Source organism: Methanolobus bombayensis (assembly GCF_017873415.1).
Classification (GTDB): Archaea; Halobacteriota; Methanosarcinia; order Methanosarcinales; family Methanosarcinaceae; genus Methanolobus; species Methanolobus bombayensis.
On record NZ_JAGGKD010000003.1, the window covers coordinates 183106 to 200881 of the forward strand.

Annotated in this window: 20 protein-coding genes and 1 tRNA gene; 4 read left to right on the forward strand and 17 right to left on the reverse strand. The window is 41.2% G+C overall.

Features of this window, described 5'->3' with window-relative positions:
* Positions 1-20: 20 nt before the first annotated feature.
* The 5 genes from psmA to J2746_RS04905 all read right to left on the reverse strand — a co-directional run bounded on the left by psmA (position 21) and on the right by J2746_RS04905 (position 3017).
* A complete protein-coding gene (gene psmA / locus J2746_RS04885; RefSeq protein ID WP_209617552.1) occupies positions 21-803 on the reverse strand; it encodes an archaeal proteasome endopeptidase complex subunit alpha in 783 nt (260 codons plus the stop codon).
* Between the two features lie 118 nt (positions 804-921).
* On the reverse strand, positions 922-1251 hold the full coding sequence (locus tag J2746_RS04890; protein ID WP_245249987.1) for an Rpp14/Pop5 family protein: 330 nt from the start codon (positions 1249-1251) through the stop codon (positions 922-924).
* Positions 1248-1982: a ribonuclease P protein component 3 gene (rnp3, locus tag J2746_RS04895; RefSeq protein WP_209617133.1), complete on the reverse strand. Its 735-nt coding sequence runs from the start codon at positions 1980-1982 to the stop codon at positions 1248-1250. Before rnp3 ends, J2746_RS04890 begins: the two co-directional genes overlap by 4 nt.
* The gene (locus J2746_RS04900) at positions 1975-2412 is read right to left on the reverse strand and encodes an RNA-binding protein (protein ID WP_245249988.1); all 438 of its coding nucleotides are present in this window, start codon (positions 2410-2412) and stop codon (positions 1975-1977) included. The genes rnp3 and J2746_RS04900 overlap by 8 nt, the downstream gene beginning before the upstream one ends.
* 14 nt (positions 2413-2426) lie before the next feature.
* Positions 2427-3017, reverse strand: a complete 591-nt coding sequence (locus J2746_RS04905; protein WP_209617137.1) for a 50S ribosomal protein L15e — start codon at positions 3015-3017, stop codon at positions 2427-2429.
* 222 nt (positions 3018-3239) lie between these two features.
* Between J2746_RS04905 and J2746_RS04910 the strand changes: the two genes are divergently transcribed.
* Positions 3240-3557, forward strand: a complete 318-nt coding sequence (locus J2746_RS04910; RefSeq protein WP_209617139.1) for a DUF4405 domain-containing protein — start codon at positions 3240-3242, stop codon at positions 3555-3557.
* Between the two features lie 21 nt (positions 3558-3578).
* Here the strand turns inward: J2746_RS04910 and J2746_RS04915 are convergent, their stop codons facing one another.
* From J2746_RS04915 to J2746_RS04950, 8 genes are all read right to left on the reverse strand, one after another.
* Positions 3579-4340 (reverse strand): response regulator, encoded by a 762-nt coding sequence (locus J2746_RS04915; RefSeq protein WP_209617141.1) that lies wholly within the window; start codon positions 4338-4340, stop codon positions 3579-3581.
* Positions 4341-4547: 207 nt separating this feature from the next.
* A tRNA-Trp gene (locus J2746_RS04920) sits at positions 4548-4744 on the reverse strand.
* A 69-nt stretch (positions 4745-4813) separates the two neighbouring features.
* Positions 4814-5890, reverse strand: coding sequence for a nicotinate mononucleotide-dependent phosphoribosyltransferase CobT (cobT, locus tag J2746_RS04925; RefSeq protein ID WP_209617143.1), 1077 nt, complete (start codon positions 5888-5890; stop codon positions 4814-4816).
* A 53-nt stretch (positions 5891-5943) separates the two neighbouring features.
* On the reverse strand, positions 5944-7377 hold the full coding sequence (gene proS / locus J2746_RS04930; protein WP_209617146.1) for a proline--tRNA ligase: 1434 nt from the start codon (positions 7375-7377) through the stop codon (positions 5944-5946).
* Positions 7378-7578: 201 nt separating this feature from the next.
* The gene (locus J2746_RS04935; protein ID WP_209617149.1) at positions 7579-8217 is read right to left on the reverse strand and encodes a ZPR1 zinc finger domain-containing protein; all 639 of its coding nucleotides are present in this window, start codon (positions 8215-8217) and stop codon (positions 7579-7581) included.
* Positions 8214-8594: a cell division protein SepF gene (locus J2746_RS04940; protein ID WP_209617152.1), complete on the reverse strand. Its 381-nt coding sequence runs from the start codon at positions 8592-8594 to the stop codon at positions 8214-8216. The genes J2746_RS04935 and J2746_RS04940 overlap by 4 nt, the downstream gene beginning before the upstream one ends.
* A gap of 176 nt (positions 8595-8770) precedes the next feature.
* Positions 8771-9253: an RNA-binding protein gene (locus J2746_RS04945; protein WP_209617155.1), complete on the reverse strand. Its 483-nt coding sequence runs from the start codon at positions 9251-9253 to the stop codon at positions 8771-8773.
* Between the two features lie 175 nt (positions 9254-9428).
* Positions 9429-12020 (reverse strand): valine--tRNA ligase, encoded by a 2592-nt coding sequence (locus tag J2746_RS04950; protein WP_209617158.1) that lies wholly within the window; start codon positions 12018-12020, stop codon positions 9429-9431.
* A 567-nt stretch (positions 12021-12587) separates the two neighbouring features.
* Between J2746_RS04950 and J2746_RS04955 the strand changes: the two genes are divergently transcribed.
* The 3 genes from J2746_RS04955 (at position 12588) to J2746_RS04965 (ending at position 13935) form a co-directional block, all read left to right on the forward strand.
* Entirely contained in the window at positions 12588-12953 is a 366-nt protein-coding gene (locus J2746_RS04955; RefSeq protein ID WP_209617161.1) for a DsrE family protein, read from the forward strand.
* A gap of 56 nt (positions 12954-13009) precedes the next feature.
* Positions 13010-13522, forward strand: coding sequence for a ferritin (locus J2746_RS04960; RefSeq protein WP_209617163.1), 513 nt, complete (start codon positions 13010-13012; stop codon positions 13520-13522).
* Positions 13523-13584: 62 nt separating this feature from the next.
* Positions 13585-13935 (forward strand): desulfoferrodoxin family protein, encoded by a 351-nt coding sequence (locus J2746_RS04965; RefSeq protein ID WP_209617166.1) that lies wholly within the window; start codon positions 13585-13587, stop codon positions 13933-13935.
* 234 nt (positions 13936-14169) lie between these two features.
* Here the strand turns inward: J2746_RS04965 and ahbC are convergent, their stop codons facing one another.
* The 4 genes from ahbC to J2746_RS04985 form a co-directional block, all read right to left on the reverse strand.
* Positions 14170-15372, reverse strand: coding sequence for a 12,18-didecarboxysiroheme deacetylase (gene ahbC, locus J2746_RS04970; RefSeq protein WP_209617169.1), 1203 nt, complete (start codon positions 15370-15372; stop codon positions 14170-14172).
* A gap of 127 nt (positions 15373-15499) precedes the next feature.
* Entirely contained in the window at positions 15500-16288 is a 789-nt protein-coding gene (locus tag J2746_RS04975; protein WP_209617172.1) for a uroporphyrinogen-III synthase, read from the reverse strand.
* An 11-nt stretch (positions 16289-16299) separates the two neighbouring features.
* Complete coding sequence (gene cobA, locus J2746_RS04980) at positions 16300-17067, reverse strand: uroporphyrinogen-III C-methyltransferase (RefSeq protein ID WP_209617175.1); 768 nt, start codon at positions 17065-17067, stop codon at positions 16300-16302.
* A gap of 235 nt (positions 17068-17302) precedes the next feature.
* Positions 17303-17701, reverse strand: coding sequence for a DUF1699 family protein (locus J2746_RS04985; RefSeq protein WP_091709829.1), 399 nt, complete (start codon positions 17699-17701; stop codon positions 17303-17305).
* Positions 17702-17776: the final 75 nt, after the last annotated feature.

Genomic DNA, 17776 nt, shown 5'->3' on the forward strand with positions numbered 1-17776 from the left:
ACCCCATACTCTCTGATAATTTATTCCTCTGAGTCCTGATTTTCAGATTCATCTTTTTCTTCTTTCACATCGTCCTTGAGTTCTTCACGTATCCTGGAAACAAAACCGCCAACTTCCTCTTCAGAAAGCTTTCTGAACTGACGGCTTTCCAGAGTGATTATACCAAGCTCAAGGGTAGATGCATCAACTTTGCCTTCTGCAGAAGTGTAAAGAGCTTTCATACCAAGCATAATGGCAGCATCAATATCCATATCATCATTATAATCTGCTTCAAAAATCTCCATGAAAGCATTTCTGCCGGCACCGATTGCAGTTGCCTTGTATTCAAGCAATGCACCGCTTGGGTCACTTTCAAAGAGACGTGGACGTGAATCGTCCACACCTGCAATAAGAAGAGCTGTACCGTATGGACGGACACCACCATACTGGGTGTATGTCTGCTTATGATCACATATCTTCTTGGCAATTACTTCGACACCTATTGGTTCATCATATGAAACAACGTTGATCTGAGCCTCGACCCTTGCCCTGTCAACAAGAGAACGAGCATCAGCCACCAGTCCTGAAGTAGCAACACCAATGTGGTCATCGATCTGGAAGATCTTCTCTATCGACTCTGCTTCTATCAACCTGCTTGTGATCCTTTTGTCTACAAGCAATACCACACCATCTTTTGCTTTTACACCGGCTGCGGTTGTGCCCCTCTTAACTGCTTCTCTTGCATATTCTACCTGGAAGAGACGTCCGTCCGGACTGAAAACTGTGATGGCTCGATCATAACCCATCTGTGGCGTCATTTGCATCTTCACTTCATCTCCTGATTTATTTATAAATAACAGAATATATACTATAATTAACTGAAATACGCTCTCTACTCATTTATATGTGACTGTTCCTCGGGGGTAAATATATCTACACCCTCTAAATACTTTTTGTTGCACCGCGAACCGTACCTGAAACTCCCAGAACATGAAGCAACACTCTTTTTCCTTTCACATGGGTAATTGTGGCCATAACAGCCCGCGTTTGTGAAACATGATTCCTTTCACAGCTTATTACACCCTTGTTATCATCAAAAGCAAAAAGCCATATATTACACTCACTTGAACCAAGATCACCAAGCAAACTTCCTGAAGCTGAGAATATTTCACGGATAAGATCATCCCTGCTTATTCCAATCATGTTTTCAGCTATTAGCTCAAAAGCAAGATATCGCTTATTTTCCCGCATGGTCGGTGGCAATACCTTCATTTCTCATCACCCTTGTCTGAAAACACATCAGTAGAATCTACAATTTCCACACCCTCAAAAACATATGATTTAGAGGGACGATTTCTGGAAATAATACATTCAGGAGTAGAAGACAAACCGGATATTGCTTCCTCTTTTGTCATTCCGAAAAGTCCTGCAAGAGCTATCAATTCCCTGGGAGCGCGCAAATCATAACAAGACCCTGCGTTAGAAGTCAGGATAAAAGGAACGTCATATTTGCGGACCAGTGCCAGGTCTTTTCTGAAATTAGACAAAGTCCTTACCCGTCGGCCACCACGCTGGCTGACCACTTCACCAAGATCAAATGCAATTGCAACATCGTTGTCACTTGCTGATCTTGCAAGTATATGATTCAGACCATTATCTTTCATTGACCCGAAACCGGAGAGGATATCCACATTAGAATTCTCTACAGCTGCACGGTTGATATTCTCTGTACCGCCACGAATAACTATTACATCTGTCTTTTTACGATACTTTCCAACCATCCCATGTAAACGCGATGGATTATCAACTCTGATTTCCACACCGCTGAACACTTCAAAGTCATCGAACACCTGTGCCCTTTCCGGCTGGCAACTTTGTGAAGGATTAGTAATGGCGATGCCACTTATTCCTAATCTCAAGGAAAAAGAAGCCATTTCTTCTATAGTATTTTTGCCTTCGGGCACAGAGTAAACGTGCAGATCATAAAAAGAGGGGTTAACCAAACAATTCCTCCACTATCAGCCCCGCCTGAAGACGGTTCTTTGGATAGGTGGCTATCTTTACCTTTACAGTAATAGCATCAGAGGATGAACTCAACACTATCCTTCCCTGGAAAGCTGCTTGTTTGTCAAACCTCATATGGAATAGCTGTTCATCATCCAGCCTTTCAGGCATTTCATCTCGAAGGTTCTGAACATCATCGGAACTCATACGTTCCCTGATAAACCTTGCAAGTCGTACAGAATCCGATTTGCGTGATATCTGTGAACTGAGCATCACGGACGGATTGCCATAATGACCTTCAATATCAGTTACTTCAATAAGTCCATCGGTAACATCATCGTCGGATATGCCAATTGCATTCCGTAAAAAGAAGTCCAGGGCAGCACGTACCCTGGAAAGATCCTCAGTAGAGTGCGCAAATACACGCAATATTATATAGTGGATCACTTGCCTCTGTTAAGGTTTGATCTCAGGCTTGGCCTGGTCTTTTCAGTACCCGTACCACGTGACATCATACCTCTGCCCTTTCTGCCTGAACTGGTCTTACCACGCTGTGCACGTCCTTTGTGAGTGTTACCACAGATCCAGTTGAGATTTTTGTCACTTTTGATTACAGGATGGCTTGGATCTACGAGGATAACCTCATACCACTTGGATTTACCGTCGTCGCCCACCCAGTAGGAGTTAAGAACTTCAAGATTAGGGAATTTCCTGTCAGCACGCTGTTCAGCAATCCTCTGAATGCTCATTCCACCAGTGATCTTGTTCTTACCCATACGCTGTGTACGTCTTCCACGGATATATCTTGGTTTTCTGAGACCGCCTCTGCGTACCTTTACACGAGCTACAACGATACCCTGTTTTGCCTTGTATCCAAGGGAGCGGGCACGGTCAATACGAGTTGGACGTCTTATCTTTGTAACAGACCCTTCCTTTCTCCATTCCTGGAGTCTTTCCCATCTGAGTTCACGGACATGTGTATTGTCCGGGTCTTTCCATGCGTCCCTTACGTATGCATAATATGATTTTGACAAATTGTTCACCTAAGTTTCATTTCTAGTTTCACGGTTCAGCTTTTGTGATTTACAAATGCTACATTCCCACGGGACGAATCCCGGCAATGAAACAGGACTACTACTTAACCCAATCAAATTTAAACCTTTGCACAACTTAAAATAAAAATTTCATCTTGCAAATACAATGTTATTATACTGTAGTAGACAATTTTAAAAAAATAAATATAAACGGGTGAAAAGATGAACAAATCAGAAGTAAACTATTATACCGATATCGTATTAACGATATTATTTATTGCTGTTGCCATTACAGGCTTTATATTATATCTTGCCATCCCATCAGGAGTACAAAGAGGCAGATATCAGGAATTCATTGGCATAACAAAAGCAACATGGACACTGATACATAACAGAACATCAATACTCCTGACATTATTTACAGGCCTGCATTTATTATTACATAAAAAATGGATTTTCTGCATGACAAAGAATATGTTCAAAAAAAGTGAGCAAAAAGATGCTGAGTGTGAATTACAAACATTTGAAAAGAAAATATAAAATGAATATCTTTTGTGAAAATCATTCAAATTTACTCAGATCTTCCCCGGAGCGCAGAATACCTGTTATAGAACCATCATCTTCTTTCAGGACAACATCGTACCAGCGCATTTGAATTTCATTGCCATCTTTTGAAAGAACAGCATGTTCTTTGAATTCAGGAAGTTCCGATTCACCGGAAATAACTTTCTCAAACTCAGACCGAAGCTCTTTACCTTTCTCTTCCGGTACGAGGAAATCAATAAAATCATGGCCAATCAGTTCAAACTCATCGTATCCCAGTATCTCATTACCCTTGCGATTTACAAGATTGATCTTCATGTCATTATCAACGACAAAAACAACAAAACCGGCAACATCAAGATAGTTCATTGCCTCATTTCTCTCTGCAAGAACCTTATCCTGAAGATGCTTTATACGCAAGAGTGATTTTACCCTGGTCACAAGTTCAAGGCGATTAACAGGCTTACCAAGGAACTCATCAGCACCAACTTCAATACCTTTTATACGATCATCCTTGCCAGAAAGTGCAGTAACCATTACCACTGGAAGGAATTGAGTTTCCACAGATGTTTTTAAAACTCTGCAAACCTCATACCCATTCATATCAGGCATCATCACATCAAGCAGGATTATATCCGGCTTTTCGGTTTTTACCTTATCCAGTGCCTCCTGTCCACTATATGCAGGAATAACATCATAATCTGATTTAAGGTAAAGTCCCATTAGCTCCACAATTGCCTGCTCGTCATCAACAATGAGTACTTTATCCCTGTAGTGCATGAATCATAGGCTCCCTTTTTACACATGAATTAAATAAATACATTATAATATAAATTTAATGGTAACCTTCATATTTTGTTACTTAAATTTAAGTAAAATTATTATTTTAACTTTACTATTAATTATATAGTTCTATCTACATATATAGTTTAGGCATAGAAAAGGTACTCATCCGGCAGAATTGAGATTTCTGCAAAGATAAGTAGATGGGGCTGGTGAGATTCGAACTCACGATCGACGGGTCTCTCCGAACAGCTGCACAAAACAGCTATAGTTCTAATGAGCACATATCAGTGCTCCAACGGTTCCTCACAAACCAACCCCGTCGGGTTAGTCTCAGTAGACCCGTTGTTCATCATTTATCCGCTGGAGCCCATCGCCATGCCGGACTAGGCCACAGCCCCATAAATTCGGGCAGTATCCCCTGAATACATCTTATCTATGATATATTTAGCGGTACTACACTCCTATGCTTATATATTTTCACTGGCAACCCGGTCCAAATCCCCGAATTTGCACAGCTCATCACAAAGTTGTTCTATCTTTAAGCGTAAATCCTCCATTGAATAACCATACATCGCAGTCAGATAGATAGCACCACCTGCACCTACGCCCTCTTTTACAAAGCCGACCTCATATTGCTGCAGACCCTTAAATGAAGATTTACCGAATTCAGGATCAGCACCTTCAAAGTCAGCACCGACCTCATCTACCAGTTCCACAAAATTAGCAGATTCATCTCTCACAACATAACTGGTAGTAACAATCTTTATGTGATCCATTGAATAGCCCATATGTTTAATGGCAGCAAATATTGAAGCCATCTGTGTACCACCTGCAAGAACAACTGGTGTGTCACCAAGACCTGCAGCTATCCCTGCAACTGCAACCATCATAGGGTCACCCACAGAAGTTATCGCCTTGATAGGATCGTTGCGCAAAGATCCAAAAGTGATACCTGATGAAGCAAGAGCTTCTTTTACAACCTCTTTTTTAAGAGACAAAGGATTGGAATCTGAACTACTGCTAACGTTCCCATCATAGCCAAGTGCCTGTAATACAGCATTTGCAGTGGTGGTCCCCGCAGGAATACTCTCACCGATCATGACAAAGTCATGCTTCTTTGCAAGTTCCTCTCCGAGCCTGAAGGCATTATCAAAAGCTTCCTGTACATTATGTACAGCAACAGGCTTTCTTATATCATCACCCGGCTTACCGTTAATACTAAAAAGAGGAACCTGTTTAGCCGGAAGTACCTTCAGACCTGCATTTACAAATATATGCGGCACACCTGTAATGGAAAGTGCAGCACGCGTAATAAGTGCAGGTGTTGGAGTATCATAGGGAGGAGTCATAGGCAATATAGGAATATCAATGATAGTTCCTGTTTCAAGAACCTCTGCGTCACCGGCAGGAGTATAGTCTGTCAGTTTTGCAGTCTTTCCTGCAGCGGAAAGACCTTCAATATACGCAGTCTCCGTATTTCCAAGGACACAAACGAACAACGGTTTTTCAGGTAACCGGACTTTTTCAGGTGATAACGTATCCATACCAATCGCCTAGATGTATTTTACAGGGAGTATATGACCTTTTCCAGATTAACTCAGTAAGTCCTTGCAACATACACCTGAATGTCAGAATCAGCACCACATACAGGACACTTTCCTTTACATTCTTCCTGCTCAGTGGGGATTCCAAGTATCCCTGCGCCAATATCATCCTCCAGTTTCAGGCCACATTCCTTGTCGCCACACCAGAATATCTTTGCAATGCCCTTTGGAAGATTCTCCTTGATCTCATCAATATCCTTGCAATCAAATACACGTGAATAGACACTTTCCTTTGCCTTTTCGTAAAGTGAATCATGGATATCACCCAGCATTGAAGATACTTCATCAACAACAGTGTCAAGGGATGCCTGCTGTTTCTTACCAGTATCACGACGTACAAGCATAGCTGCATTATTCTTGAGATCCCTTGGGCCAAGTTCCAGTCTTACAGGCACACCTTTCATTTCCCATTTGTAATATTTGGCACCAGGACGTTCGTCACTTGCATCCATCTTCACACGTATGCCTATTGCTTCAAGCTTACTCATTACTTCCTCACAGGCTTCAAGAACACCTTCTGCCTTTTTGAAAATGATCGGAATAATGACAACCTGAACCGGAGCAACTGCTGGCGGAAGCACAAGACCCTTGTCATCCCCATGTATGGAAATGAGAGCAGCGATGGAACGTTCTGAAACACCATAACATGTCTGGAAAGCATAGACCTGCTCACCTTCTGCATCTTCATAAGTAATGTCAAATGTCTTTGCAAAATTGTCACCTAGATGGTGGGCAGTACCTACCTGAAGCGTTTTCCCATCAGGCATCAGTGCATCGGTTGCAATTGTATAATCTGCACCAGGGAACTTATCCCAGTCAGGTCTTTTGGATGCAAGCACAGGAACAGCAAGTTTACGATAGAAATCGGTATATATCCTGATAGCTTCATCTACCTGAGCTGCAGCATCATCCCATGTTGCATGAACAGTGTGAGCCTCCTTAAATGAGGTAATCTCACGCAGCCTGATAAGAGGACGTGTGTGTTTTGTCTCATACCTGAAAGTGTTGACGATCTGGTACAGTTTAAGTGGCATATCAGCATGTGACCTTATCCAGAGTTTATACATTGGATAAATAGCAGTCTCACTGGTAGGACGAAGTGCAAGCTTGACATCGAGCGGAGAAGTACCGCCATGTGTCACCCAGTAAACCTCATCCTCGAAACCTTTAATATGTTCTGCTTCTTTCATGAACTCATTTTCAGGAATCAGAAGAGGGAACATTGTTTCCTGATGGTCTTTATCAAGTAAATTACGCATTATGTCGTAAACATTTCTTCTGATGTTGAATCCGAATGGGAACCATACATAAAGTCCCTTTACAGGATAACGTACATCCATGATCTCGCCCTTTAAGAGCAGATCGTTATACCATTCACTGAAATCTTTTTTAGAAGGAAGTGCAGCCTCTTTTTCTTGCTCTGCCATGTATTCACCTATATAATATCCATACTTGATTTTGGCTACAATAACTAATACATTGCTTATAGCCATTTCCTTTCATAACATGGTAGAGACAAATAAAAATGATCACCTGAAATATTAAAAGAAGTATAATAAATGATATCCGGAAGAAACCGGAATTCCCGGATTAACAAGATAAAAAATAGATTAAACTGGAACCTTCACTCATTCGGTCAGACGATGTTCTGAATCACTCGCATCAAGTTCCATTTCAGAGGAATTGGTATCAAAGACAATCATACCTGTCTTAAGACAATCGGCCTCCTCAGAAGGAAGTACACATGATTTCACCTTATCAGAAATAATTGCACTGTTGCCGAAAGGATCCTCTATAACAATAGTAACAGGTCTTAGACCTTCAATTATTTCTTCAAGCGCTTTCTGGACTTCAAGACCACGCGAGTGTCTTTCTTCATCATCTTCACACCATTTGGTTGCAGTTATTACAACACTGAGAATTCTGTCTAGTACACCCTCAATATTGGTCACATATGAATCCGATATTGAACCAGGTTCAACATCAATTCCAAGTTCAGGTATTCTGATGGTTCCTGAAGTAGAACGTACTACCCTGCTGTTAAGATCTTCAAGGTTCTCCACCAGTAGCTCATAACGCATTGGCTCTTTCTGGGAAAGAATAAGAGTATCAGCAAACCTGAAACTACAATCACATGCCGCAGTGATGTACATTACCTCGCCAAAATAAGGAATTTCATCACTCTGCCAGCTGATCAGCAGCTCTTTATGACAGAGCGGACATGAAGATCTGGTTACAAAGTGCTGGCAGGAATCTTCTTCGTTCAATATCTGCCACCGGTAATCTTTGACCTGTCGATCTTAATGCCTGTAGGAGTTACAAGAACCTGGTCTTCCTTTATACCGGCGATATCGCCATGAACATCAAGAACTACTTCTTTGAGATCTTTCAAAGCGCGATCAAGTATCAATTTGTCCACTTTAATATTGGAAATGTCTATCATGACTATATTACCATCATAGATCTCTTTCTTGAGTGAGGTCAGCTCATTGAGGTTTGTAAGTTCCGCTACCCTGATATAGGTCTCTGCTGGCTCATCATCTATTACCTCTTCGTACTTGGTAAGGTCAAGTTCAGTATACTCATCCTCAGTGGTTGAGCTTTTACTGCTGCCACCAAACAATTTGTTCACGATATTTGCCATAATTCGCCCTCATGTATTCAAAAACACTGTTATATTAATATCACTAATACTTAAAATGTTACCGTAATTGAATGGAGATGCCGGTTCATAATCAGTATTATTTGTTGCTGTTATGTTACTGATATTCGGATATAATGGTATTTATATTCAATCTCATCCTATTTTAATGATTTCTTTTAGATGTCGAGATTCCACAACTTGTCACCAACATAATGGATGGATTTGACACCTTTTCCTTTATTTCCTTTCATTTCAGATCCTGGCATAAGTGCAGTACCAACTGCAAGAGGTTTGCCATGGGCTTCCTCAATTATTATTACTGGATCGTCCTCCATAATATTATCATCAGCAGCAACTATACCAGGACACATAATATCAGCGCCATTTACTACAAACCTAACAGCACCCGAATCAACTGTTACTACATTTTTCTTCAGGTCCAGTTTCAATGCACCTTTAACAGTGGGGAAGTAGAAACCATTGATCTGGAAAAGTAAAGGTTCACCATCCACAAGTATAAGAGACATATCATCAATGTTTGCTGTTTCAAACTTACTCTTTTCCAGTTGTTTTACATCATCCCCGAAAACGGACCTGATATCACTTAAAAGCTGATTCTTTGCAGATTTCCTTAACTGTACCCTGGACTTGATTTTCAACTGATCACCTGTCAGACACGATAATTATGATCCCTTTAATAAGGATTTTTTTTTACCGATTATCTCCTTTGCTAAAATAAGTAATGGATGCTTTTAAAGTTTGTGTGATAAACACACAAAGCATCCTGAAACTGAATATTCCAAGCTTTGCCTGGATCACGAGCAATTTCAATAATTACCTGATTATGACAACAGGAATCCCACTGATATCAAGAACATCAACAGACCTTCCGGCAGAAACTACTTCCTTCTCGATCTCAACACATTCAGGTTCAAGTTCAATAGACTCACCATCTACATCAATGGTAATCTTGCCCTTTGTAACCTCATCTGCGATCCTCTTTGGATTCGCCTCTGTCAATGCATTGATAATTGCCTTTGCCTGTCCTCTGAATTTCGGACCTATAATTCCCATGTTTGGCTTAACATTCACAGGAACGTGTTCGAAGTCAGGCTCACCATCCATCATCTCAACAGGAGAATTGGTAACTCCAAGCACATCAGTCAGATCATCAAGGTTGCCATAAATCTCGATCTTCTCCAGAGGAGCGTTCAGTGCCATTCCACTTTCTGATTTATAACGCCTGACATTGCTTGCAACTTCCTTGATGAACTCTCCGGAACTCTCGACTTCTGCATCTATCAAGGAATCACAAACATCCGGCCAACTCTGAACATGAACACTGCCTTCACCTAAGCGTGAGAACATTTCCTCGGCAAAGAACGGAGCAAATGGTGCAAGCATGCGTGAAAGTGCATCAATGGCCACATACAAAGTGTACCTTGCAGCTTTTTTACCTGCTTCATCCTCACCATAAAGGCGTGCCTTTACAAGCTCTATATAGTTGTCTGCAAGGACATCCCATGTAAAGCCCCTTAGAGCCTTGAAAGCCTCATCGAACTGGAATTTATCCATTGAATCGGTGACTGTGGCTATGAGTCTGTTAAGGTTACTCAGAAGCCATTTATCAACGACCTTAAGTTCCGAAACATCAAGTTCACTGTGTTCATACTCATCAAGATGGGACATGCTGAACCTGTAAATGCTCCACATCTTTGCGAAGAACCTTGATGCTGAAACAACATCCTTCCAGCGGAACATTACATCTGAACCAGGGGAACCGCCAATTGCAGCCCACTGCCTGAAAGAATCGGCACTGTAGTCTTTGATAACTTCTTCCGGAGAGATTACATTGCCAAGAGACTTGCTCATCTTGTGACCGTCTTCACCAAGCACCATACCGTTGATCAGAATAGAATCCCACGGCTTCTTACCCTGAATAGCCATTGATCTGAGAATAGTATAAAATGCCCATGTCCTGATGATGTCGTGGCCCTGTGGGCGCAGCTGCGTTGGGAGCCTCATCTCATGATCGGTAAGCCAGCCGGAAACATGGAGTGCTGTTATTGATGAATCCATCCATGTGTCAAGGACATCTTCTTCTGCTTCGAATTCTTTACATCCGCATTTACATGCTTCTGGTGGCTGTTCGCTGGTAGGGTCAATAGGCATCCACTCTTCTTTAGCAACCATTGCCTCGCTACATTCCTTACAATACCATACAGGAATAGGAGTTGCGAAAAGCCTCTGACGGGATATACACCAGTCCCATTCCATGGTGTTGTTCCAGTTATCAAGCCTGACCTTCATATAATCCGGAAGCCACTCGATCTCATTTGCAGCCTTTGATATCTCGTCATTATCAATCTTAATGAACCACTGGCGCTCGGAAAGAATCTCAATAGGAGTATCACATCTCCAGCACATACCTACATTCTGTTCAAGTGATTGTTGCTCATATAGATAGCCTTCATTACTGAGGTCTTCGATTATTGCCTGTTTACATTCAGGAATTGTCATTCCCTTGTACTTGCCTGCAAGTTCGGTCATAAGACCGTTCTTGTCAATTGCCTTACGCAGTGGAAGGCTGTGCTCTATCCACCATCTGACATCCTGCTTGTCACCGAAAGTACAGATCATAACAACACCTGTACCAAATGAAGGATCAACGTCTCTGTCACCGATAACGTTTACGTCGTGACCGAATAGCGGAACTTTTACAGTTGATCCAAGGTGTTGTTTGTAACGCTCATCTTCAGGGTTTATAGCAACTGCAACACATGCTGCAAGCAATTCCGGCCTTGTGGTTGCGATCTCAAGACCATCAAAGTTAAGGAAATTAAGCTTTGTTTCCCTTGAATCGTACTCAACTTCTGCAAATGCAATAGCAGTTTCACATCTCGGACACCAGTTTACAGGGTGATCGGACTGATAGAGACGACCCATATCATACATTTTCCTGAAAGACCTCTGAGTCTTGGAATAGTACTCAGGCTCCATTGTCACAAACTCGTTGCTCCAGTCGGTTGAAAAACCGAGATCCAGCATTGTCTGCCTCATCTTTTCTATATTACCAACTGTGAGCTCACGGCACATATTCCTGAATTCTTCCCTCGGAACCTCATTCTTTGTGATACCGTGGATCTCCTCAACCTTTACCTCGGTAGGAAGACCGTGACAATCCCATCCCTGAGGGAACATCACATTGAAACCGCACATACGCTTGTATCTTGCAACGAAATCGATGTAACACCAGTTAAGAGAGTTACCGATATGGAAATTTCCGGTAGGATATGGTGGTGGAGTATCTATGATGAACTGGGGTCTGCTGTTATCTTTCCAGTCAAAGTGATACATGGACATATCCCATGAATCGCGCCATTTAGGCTCTATAATGTGTGGATCATATTCTTTAGGAATTGTCATTGTGACTCTCCGATAAATGTAATAAAACGTAATCTGCTATCAATCTGAAATTAATTAGTTTATTTAATGTATTGATTGTGTTTTTTTATCCTAAGTGGCGTAAGATTATTTAAATTATCTGGTTAAAGCCGGAAATACCGGAGCATAACGATAAACACATTAATGCAGAACGCAAACAAATATGAAAATCACCGTACCTGATTAAAAAGAGGCTGCCCCTTTACAAAAGAGTATCTTGCAGAAAACTCAGTGGGTAAGAGGTCATTGGTGTACGATCGAAAGCAAACATTTCCTTGACGAATGGGTGATGATACCGTCTGGAACATATGCCCTACATTCTGCCCCACATATGCAAAAGGACAAACCAAACTCTGTGAAGAGAAGTAAGTATATCAAATTTGCGATTTTGTTTTTGCATCATGAACAAATACATACATAAAAGGCAGTCACAAAAAATCATGACACACCACAAGCACGGTACCTCTGCATTTTGAATAAAAATATCAGGCTACCGAAAACACTTTATAGAAATCTCAGCAATTCTATGCAGGGGAAGCAAAACGGTTGATGAAAGGTGAAATGATGGCCAGGAAAGTAGCTATTTTTGCTTTTAACGGAGAGGAGATGTGTTTCATCCACGCCCTGATGAACGCACTTGATATGAAAGAAAAAGAATATGATGTAAAGCTCACCATTGAAGGCTCTGCCACCCGTCTTGTAAAGGAAGCAGAAGGTGAGAATAAAACATTCACAGCTCTTTATCGTAAAGCAAAGGATGCAGGACTCATTGATTGCGTATGCAGAGCATGTGCATCCAAAATGGAAAGTCTTGAAAGTGCGAAAAATCAGGAATTGCCACTGTGCGATGAAATGTTCGGACATCCAAGCATGGCTCGATATATGGATGAGGGCTATGAGATTGTTGTAGTCTGATCATTTCATGTAAGAATCGAACCATTATAGAAATAACATCAGAACGGAGATTGTAAATGTTAAGTGAAAAGATGACAGTAGCCCTTAACGGGCAGATCAACAAGGAAATGTACTCCGCATATCTGTACATGGATATGTCAGCTCACTGCACATATGAAGGACTTGATGGTTTTGCCAACTGGTTCATGGTACAGTATCAGGAAGAAATGAGCCATGCAATGAAAATCTATGACTATATCAATGAGCAGGGCGGAAAAATTATCCTTGAAGCAATTGAAAAGCCACCCGGGGATTTCGGGACTCCGTTAGAGATGTTTGAAGCGACACTAAAGCATGAACAATTCATCACAAAATCAATTCATGACCTAGTAACCCTGGCAAACGAAGAGAAAGATTATGCCACACAAATATTCCTCCAGTGGTTCGTAACAGAGCAGATAGAAGAAGAAGCTAATGACAATGAAATGATTGCCAAACTCAAGCTTGTGGGCAACGATGGAAACGGTCTTTTCATGATCGACAATGAACTTGCAACAAGAACGTTCACACCACCTGCATCAGAGGAATAATAAAGAAATAATCATAAGATTAAACTTATCAAAACATAAGAGTAAGATAGAAGGTGAAGTATATGGAATTTGAAGAAATACTTAAAGGAAAGGAAGTTGAAGGTAAAGAGAAGCATGTCCCTGAAATTGATATTGTCAGAGGACATGGACATGCAAAGGCAGACTATGTACGTGTAATTGTCGGAAAAGAGGTAAAACACCCAAATACCGCTGAGCATCACATCGAGTGGGTTGAACTTTATGGCACAACAAAAGATGGTAAAGTAATCGACTTTGGAAGAATGAACTTCGAGCCCGTATATACAGAACCTACAGCCTCATTCCACGTCAACAACATTGATGACTTCAAATCTTTCTGTGCACTTGAATACTGTAACATCCACGGACTGTGGAAGAACTGTATTGAAGTTTAAAGATTCCAGTGAAAAATATGCTATTTGTGGCACCGGTCGCCACATCTTTTTTATACCTGTTCATCCCCATCTTTCAATAAAATCATCATGCAAATGAGTTGAAAGAAAAGAGGGAACAAAAGTGATCAAACAACTTATTGGGAAATTTATTTTCCTTGCCCTGATAGTAGGGGTAATGGCAATTATAATTCTTGAATATGTAATACCTTACATGCATGCATGAAAGAAAAAAGGTTACTCGAAGTCCTCGTAACCTATCTCTTCTTTAGTTAGATAACAAGCAGGATCGTCTGCCCAGGTATTGCCGTATATAGCTTCAGCCCTTACACGGAAGTTTCCGTTACAGACATCAAACCATTTACATTTAGCGCACCTGTCGGCATTTTCCATTATCAGAGGTTTGCGTTCTTTAAGTCCTGCCATGAGTTCATTGCTGGTGTCTCTCCAGATCTCGCTGAACTTACGGTCCCTTATATTTCCGAATGAATAGTGCCTCCAGAATTGGTCAGGATGCACAGAACCATCCCACGAGATGCAGCCAAAGCCGATCCCTGTAGAATTGCCCCTGTTCATTTGAAGAAGATCAAGTACCTCTCCTGCTCTTTCAGGATCCTCTTTCAAAAGGCGCATGTAAATGTAAGGACCATCACAGTGGTTATCAACCGTAAGTACTTCAACCATTTTGCCCTTTTCGTGAAGTTCTTTCGTCTTATCCATAAGTAAATCCACAGTCTTGCGGCTTTCCTCAAGGCTCAGATCCTCATTGATCATTTCAGAACCACGACCTGAATACACCAGGTGATAGAAACAAATACGTGGAATGTTTTCTTTGTCAAGAAGATCAAATATAGCAGGAATGTCCTGTACATTATGGCGGTTGATCGTGAATCTGAGTCCTACTTTAATGCCTTCCTTCTGGCAATTATGAACTCCCTGGATGGCTTTTTCAAATGAACCCTCCTGTCCGCGGAACCTGTCATTTGTTTCCTTCATACCATCAAGAGAGATTCCAACATAGGAAAGTCCAATATCTTTGAGTTTCTTTGCAACCTCTTCTGTAATGAGAGTTCCATTTGTTGATATAACAGCCCTTATTCCCTTAGAACGCGCATAACCTGCAAGTTCAGGCAGGTCCTTTCTCATCAGAGGTTCACCACCTGAGAAAAGTATTACAGGACAACCGAAATCTGCAAGATCATCAATGAGAGCCATACCTTCTTCAGTTGTGAGTTCGTTTTTGTATTCTATGTCTTTAGAATGAGCATAACAATGAACACAGCGAAGGTTGCAGCGCTGGGTGACATTCCAGACAACAACCGGTTTTTTATCCTTAGAGAACTGGAGCAGGTGTGAGGGGAGTTTCTTAGAATCACGCCCGTACCTGAGCGCATCCGAGGGCTCTACAGTTCTGCAATAAAGTTTTGAAATTCCTATCATGATCGGACTCCGAATAAAAGATAAAAGAAGATTGTTCTATTATATGCGAAACTCCTATATCATCATCCTATATTACATCTATGGTAGGCTGGATAGATTTTGTACCAGAAATAAAAAAGAGGGAATCTCAGTCGAGAACTTCCCTGATATCTTCGAGGAGAGCTTTAAAAGTGAATTTATCAGGCATCACCGAAACCGGTACACCAAAACTTTCAATGGTCTCTGCTGTTGGAAGACCAATAGCTGCGACCACTGAGTTGTTCATAATTCCCACAATTCTATTCCTTACAAACTGATCGTTAGCATAATCAAAGAAGTTACGAACCATCATTGAACTTGTAAATGCGAATATATCGATCTTGCCTTCAATAACCTGGTCAATGAATTCCTGCTGCTCCTTTCCTTCAGGCTTTACAAGGGTATAGACATTTGTCTCATGAATCTCCGCACCACAGCTTTTTAGCCCATCTATAAGTCGAGTTGAACCATAAAAGCTTCTTGCAGTGTCAATGACCTTACCCTTCACTTTAGGACAGAGATACTCCACAAGTCCTTCTGAGCTGTACACTCCGGGCATTCCAAGTACCTGAATTCCAAGATCTTCCAGAGCCTTACGGGTAGTAGGACCTATAGCTATCACTTTTGTTTTATTAAGAGCAGCTATAAAAGCCTCCCTGTCATCTATCTTCTGCAAGGTATAATCAATACCATTTGCACTTGTAAAGATAACATAATCAGACACATCTGTCATGACCCTCTCTACAAAACCATCGAAATACTCATCTTTCATATCTTCAAGTTCTACCATAGGAACTGCTACAGGCTCAAATCCCATTGAAGAGGCAAGCTCTGATGACTTCTTAAGATATGTCTTTGGCCTCATTATTGCTATCACGGGCTTTTTATTTTCTGCCAAAATAACACCTTCTAATCAAAATACTCTGCAAACTGCTCGCCCAGAATATCGTGCAGTGATACAACATTACCAATAATTGTAATGGCAGGTGCCTTTACACCTCTCTCTTTTGCAACCTCTTCGATATTCTCAAGAATACCCACAGTTACGCGCTGATCGGGTCTTGTACCTCTTTCAATAAGAGCTACAGGGGTTTTGGGATCCTTGCCATATTTCATGAGTTCACCGACATTCCTGCCAAGCATCTTGACACCCATGAAAATGACAATAGTACCATCGAACTTCGCAAGAGTTTCCCAGTCAAGGGCTGTTTCTTCTTTTGTGGGGTCTTCGTGGCCTGTAATGAAAGTCACCATTGATGCATGGTCCCTGTGAGTTACAGGTATACCTGCATATGCCGGAACTGCTACTGCAGAAGTGATACCTGGAACTACCTCAAATTCAATTCCTTCTGCAACAAGTTCCTGAGCCTCTTCTCCACCACGACCGAACATGTAAGGATCGCCACCTTTGAGACGGAGTACGTTCTTTCCTTCCTTTGCTTTACGGATGATCACTTCATTGATCTCATTCTGAGTGAGTTTATGATCACCTGCGTGTTTACCTGCATCGATCTTTTCAGCGCTGTCAGGAATGAAATCTATTATCGCCTTACCTGGAAGCTGGTCATATACCACGACTTCAGTTGTATCGAGTAACCTGCGTGCTTTAATTGTTAATAATTCCGGGTCACCCGGACCTGAACCAACTAAATAGACTTTACCATATTTCTGGGCCATGTTAGTGAGATCCTCTTAATCTTTATTAGAATGGTAATGAACTTACCAAGTTATAAATATGCATCGTCTTGAAAAGACGGAAAACAAGGAAACTTTATAAATAGTCAAAAGGAAGACCTAAGTTAATTAAACAAAAACAGTATGATTAAAGATTTGAATATCCGGCATCAAATACTAATAAATATAAATGGAGTGCCGTACCGTTAGATACCGCACCTTTTCCAACCCAAAAACTCTATTTTTTGCTCAATATATAGAACAACATTTCTTTGTTCAATTTTCCTTCACGTTCCAGTTTACTTACTATATTTTCATCAGACATGCCTTCTGATTTAAGCTCTTTGATCTTGTCGAGCAGCGCCGGAGCGATACTGTAATATTCGTTGATATCTTTCCTGTGGCCCCAGACATCACCTTCTATGAGCTTAATACCTTGCATTTGCATGAACATCTCGATGGACTTTGAAACAGTTCGCCTGTAAGAACTCGGGATCTGAATAACTTCCACTTTAGGACATGTTTGGACCAGTGAAAATATATCCTTGTTCGATGGTCTGAAAGCAAGATGAATTACCTTCTCACCTGGATTCAGATGTGGTATCTCCTCTCGCGAACTTACAACTCTTATTTTCATAAGTCTCCCTCACCTCCAGTTCGTTGAGAACTTATTAAAATAATGTATGTATTCACCTTTTAAATAATTACCGAT

Excerpts from the sequence above, each read along its gene's own strand:
- proS (WP_209617146.1), bottom strand. The coding sequence starts at position 7,377 with ATGGCAGAGCAAGAAAAAGAGGCTGCACTTCCTTCTAAAAAAGATTTC.
- J2746_RS04950 (WP_209617158.1), bottom strand. The coding sequence starts at position 12,020 with ATGACAATTCCTAAAGAATATGATCCACACATTATAGAGCCTAAATGG.
- J2746_RS04965 (WP_209617166.1), top strand. The coding sequence starts at position 13,585 with ATGGAATTTGAAGAAATACTTAAAGGAAAGGAAGTTGAAGGTAAAGAG.
- J2746_RS04940 (WP_209617152.1), bottom strand. The coding sequence starts at position 8,594 with ATGGCAAATATCGTGAACAAATTGTTTGGTGGCAGCAGTAAAAGCTCA.
- J2746_RS04955 (WP_209617161.1), top strand. The coding sequence starts at position 12,588 with ATGAAAGGTGAAATGATGGCCAGGAAAGTAGCTATTTTTGCTTTTAAC.
- cobT (WP_209617143.1), bottom strand. The coding sequence starts at position 5,890 with ATGGATACGTTATCACCTGAAAAAGTCCGGTTACCTGAAAAACCGTTG.
- ahbC (WP_209617169.1), bottom strand. The coding sequence starts at position 15,372 with ATGATAGGAATTTCAAAACTTTATTGCAGAACTGTAGAGCCCTCGGAT.
- psmA (WP_209617552.1), bottom strand. The coding sequence starts at position 803 with ATGCAAATGACGCCACAGATGGGTTATGATCGAGCCATCACAGTTTTC.
- J2746_RS04890 (WP_245249987.1), bottom strand. The coding sequence starts at position 1,251 with ATGAAGGTATTGCCACCGACCATGCGGGAAAATAAGCGATATCTTGCT.
- J2746_RS04985 (WP_091709829.1), bottom strand. The coding sequence starts at position 17,701 with ATGAAAATAAGAGTTGTAAGTTCGCGAGAGGAGATACCACATCTGAAT.
- J2746_RS04915 (WP_209617141.1), bottom strand. The coding sequence starts at position 4,340 with ATGCACTACAGGGATAAAGTACTCATTGTTGATGACGAGCAGGCAATT.
- cobA (WP_209617175.1), bottom strand. The coding sequence starts at position 17,067 with ATGGCCCAGAAATATGGTAAAGTCTATTTAGTTGGTTCAGGTCCGGGT.
- J2746_RS04910 (WP_209617139.1), top strand. The coding sequence starts at position 3,240 with ATGAACAAATCAGAAGTAAACTATTATACCGATATCGTATTAACGATA.
- J2746_RS04960 (WP_209617163.1), top strand. The coding sequence starts at position 13,010 with ATGTTAAGTGAAAAGATGACAGTAGCCCTTAACGGGCAGATCAACAAG.